General features: G+C 67.2%; 2 protein-coding genes and 1 pseudogene. 2 read left to right on the top strand and 1 reads right to left on the bottom strand.

Translation table 11 applies throughout. The features are described 5' to 3' along the window. Positions 1-469 precede the first annotated feature (469 nt). Entirely contained in the window at positions 470-1,321 is an 852-nt protein-coding gene (locus BQ7477_RS13280) for a DUF6493 family protein (RefSeq protein WP_478209468.1), read from the top strand. A 169-nt stretch (positions 1,322-1,490) separates the two neighbouring features. Here BQ7477_RS13280 and BQ7477_RS09050 read toward each other — a convergent pair whose 3' ends face one another. Further along, entirely contained in the window at positions 1,491-2,459 is a 969-nt protein-coding gene (locus BQ7477_RS09050) for a DUF808 domain-containing protein (protein WP_073983654.1), read from the bottom strand. A 49-nt stretch (positions 2,460-2,508) separates the two neighbouring features. Between BQ7477_RS09050 and BQ7477_RS09045 the strand changes: the two are divergent. Beyond that, positions 2,509-3,563: pseudogene (locus BQ7477_RS09045) on the top strand (methyltransferase); the annotation flags it as partial.

The following is a 3,563-nucleotide window of genomic DNA, read 5'->3' as shown; positions in this document are numbered from 1 at the left end:
GGCCGCGCTCGCGCTCGTGGAGGAGCGGGAGGAGGACCTGCCGTCCTCCGCCGCCGCCCGCATCCGCCTCGCCCTTGAGGGGGTGGTGCGCAGACGTACCGAGGGCTACCTGTCGTCCCTCTCCGTGACGTGGGAGGGGCACCCCGCCTACGAGTCGCGCAGCGGGAAGCCCAAGGTCGCCCGTGACGGCTCGCCCGTCTACGCGTTCTTTACCCCGCGTATCGTCGGCGTGGATACAGGTGCGACAGGACCCGATCTGAGCGCGCTTGCGGATATTGCGAGTGCTTCGGTCGATTTTACTGCCCACCGCTACATCTACCCCGCGTTGGTACGCCACTTCGCCGTCTGCCTGCTCGCCTCGCAGTGGTACGTGCTTGACAACACCCAGCTGACCTGTGAGTGCTACCGCGCCCTGTGCGAGCACGGCGGGCGCTGGGATGCGCTGGCCGCGGGGCTCCTGGGCCAGGCGATGGGAGAGTACGAGGTCGAGTCGCGTGCCCTCGGCGTCGAGACCCTTGCCTCGCTGGTGGCGCGCGGGGACCTCTCCTTCGACCAGGCCGTGGCCGGTTTCGAGGCTGTGGCGCACACCGTGAAGCTGAACCGGTGGGCGAGAGCGTTCAAGGATCTGGGGAACGTGGACCCCCGCCTCGCGCTGGAACTGGCGCTCGCGCTGCTCCCCGGGCTTGAGCGCCGGNTTCCCGCGCCTCACCCCACCTCGGATGAGACGCAGCGCTTCTTCGAAGAGAACCCGACCTTTCTGGACCACGAGTTCTGGCAGTTCTTCCGCGTCGAGGGCGCCCTGCCCGGCTCTGCCCTCTTCGTGTGGATGTATCGCGAGGACCCCTCCGCGCCCGGCGGCGACTTCGAGCGCCTGCACAGCCACGACCTCGTCCGCTACATGGCGACGCGCTTCCCGCAGCTGCGACCCCGCATCCTCTCCGAGTGTCTGGCCGCCCAGAGGCGCGACTTCTCCGCCTACAACGCCCGCGTTTTCTCGCGGGCCTGGGAGGCGCTCGAACCGACGCGCGAGGAAAGGCTCGCGGCGGCCTCGGACATCATCGCCCTGCTCGGGGCCAGGCCCTCGCCGACGGTGTCCCTGGCGCACAAGGCTCTCCTGGGCATCGTCGGGGAGCTCACGGTAGAGCAGGTGGACGCGCTCGTGCAGGTCAGCGCCCAGGTCCTCGCGCGCTCAGAGAAGAAGCTGCTGCGCGCGCACCTGCGCCTGCTCGCCGCCCTCGTCAAGGCCCATCCCGGGTGCGCTGCCGCAGTCAGTGACGTGGTCGCTGAGGCNGCAGGTCGGGCAGGGTATAGACGGTCATGATGCTCCTCCGGGGCGTCGTCGTTTAACTGTTCACTCCAGAGTAGTACTTTAGTCCTAACATGCGAAGAGGTTGTGTGTCACCTTTCGCGCAGTGCGATCAACGACGAGGCCGGGGCTCGGAACGCGATCGTGCACCCTCCGCCCCGACCTCGTGAAAAAAGAAGGAGAATCAGGCCTGACCGCGCACGCGACGCACAAGCGCGGAAGCCCCGACGACGATCCACGCGGTCACGGAACCTAGCACAACACCGAAGATGCCCGACAGGGCTGTCTCGACCAGCCAGGAGACGAAACCGCCGCCGGCAGACACCGCGTGCTCGGCGGACTCGAGGAGATGATGGAAGATGGGAACGCCGACCTCGGCGAGGTTCTCGATGACCAGGTGGCCGCCAACCCACAGCATCGCCACCGTGCCGACGACGCCGATCACGCCAAAGACGTGCGGCATGACGCGAACGATCGTGCGGCCCACGTTGTCGACGGGGCCGGGGCGGTTGTCCTCGGGTTCGAGTGCGCCGCGCGCCAGGCGCACGCCCACATCGTCGGCCTTCACGAGCAGCGCGACGGGGCCGTACACGAAGAACGTCATGAAGAAAGCGACTGCGATGAGGACGGCGACGCGCATCGCGCCGTGCTCGTTCGACAGGCCGGCCATGGACACGAGCATGATTTCGGAACTCAGGATCAGGTCAGTGCGGGTCGCGGACGACACGATGGATTTCTCGAGCTCCTCGGCGGATGCAGCGCCGCCTTCCTCGTGCTCCTCGTGGAGTCCGGGCAGCCAGCCGATTTTTTCGAGGACCTTCTCGCCGCCCTCGAAGCACAGGTACGCGCCGCCCACGACGAGGAGGAACGGCAGGACGTGGGGGGCCAGCCACGTGAGCAGGAGCGCGATCGGTAGGATGATGAAAAGCTTATTGATGAGGGAACCGCGCGCGATCTTAGCGATGATGGGGAGTTCGCGCTTGGGGTTCAGGCCAGCGACGTACTGGGGGGTGACTGCCGTGTCATCGATGACGACGCCCACTGCCTTCGACGAGACCTTGACGGCACCTGCCGCAACGTCATCGACAGATGAGGCCGTGACTTTCGCGAGGGTCGCGATGTCGTCGAGCAGGGCGACAAGTCCTCCGGACATGGGCTTCCTCCTCTGAGCTGGGCGTGGGGATCCTGGTTGGGTACCCGNCGCTTTCGTCATGTCCCGCGAGCGCGGCAAGGTCACGCCGAAACGGGGGGCGGACGGCGGACCTGACGTGGAGCGGGTGAGCCAGGAGGAGGCCTCGTTCCCGAGGATGCCTGCCATACCGACCATGCGCGACCCCGACGAAGAAGCGCCCGAGGCCGAACCGGATCCGTGGATGCGCGCACTCTTCGATGTGCGCCCCCACGCGGCTTGCCTGCCGGACGGCGACCATGACTGGTGGGTGATCTCTGACCTGGGTGAGGCGCAGACCGGCAGGCCGCTGGCTGCCGATCACGTGCTCGGCATTGGTGGGGCGACTTTGACGCTCCTGGGGATGACGGTTCGCGAGCAGGTTGATTCGGCTCTTGACCTGGGCTGCGGGTGCGGTATCCAGGCCCTGTATCTGGCGACGCACGCGAGCCGCGTCGTTGCTACCGACGTGTCGGCGCGGGCGTGCGCGCTCACCCAGTTCAACGCTGCCCTGAATGAGACGACGATCGACGTGCGTGAGGGGTCCCTCTTTGAGCCGGTCGCCGGAGAAACCTTCGATTTGATTGTGTCCAATCCTCCTTTTGTTATCACGCCGGATAGCGTGCGCGGGACGGCGGGGCTGCTCGAGTATCGTGACGGCGGCATGGACCGCGACAACCTGATTGCTGTGGTCCTCCGTGACGCTCCCTTGTGCCTGAACGTGGGGGGCACGTTGCAGATGCTGGCGAATTGGGAGATTCCTGCGAGCCGCAACCCGGACACGCAGTGGGCCCAGCGCGTCGATGCGTGGCTGGAGGGCCTGCCGGTGGACGCGTGGGTGGTTCAGCGTGACGTGCTCGAGCCGGCGCGCTACGTGGACATGTGGATTCGTGATTCGGGCGGCCAGCTCATGCCGCGCGCCGACTACGATCGCGCGTTTACGTCGTGGTTGGTGGATTTCCGTCGCGCGGGCACGGGCGCGATCGGTATGGGTTTTGTGGCGCTGCGCAGGCTCGACGAGGCCGAGGCCGCCTCGGGTGGGGTTCGCGCCTACGACCTGTCCCTCGATGGGCACGCCCCGCGCGGGCG

It is taken from the genome of Actinomyces bouchesdurhonensis (assembly GCF_900128465.1).
Taxonomy (GTDB): domain Bacteria; phylum Actinomycetota; class Actinomycetes; order Actinomycetales; family Actinomycetaceae; genus Pauljensenia; species Pauljensenia bouchesdurhonensis.
Note: the sequence above shows the minus strand (reverse complement) of the source record. Positions and strands in the feature narration are given on the sequence as shown.

Bases quoted from the DNA above. Each gene is read 5' to 3' on its own strand.
- BQ7477_RS09050 (WP_073983654.1), bottom strand. From the start codon at position 2,459: ATGTCCGGAGGACTTGTCGCCCTGCTCGACGACATCGCGACCCTCGCG.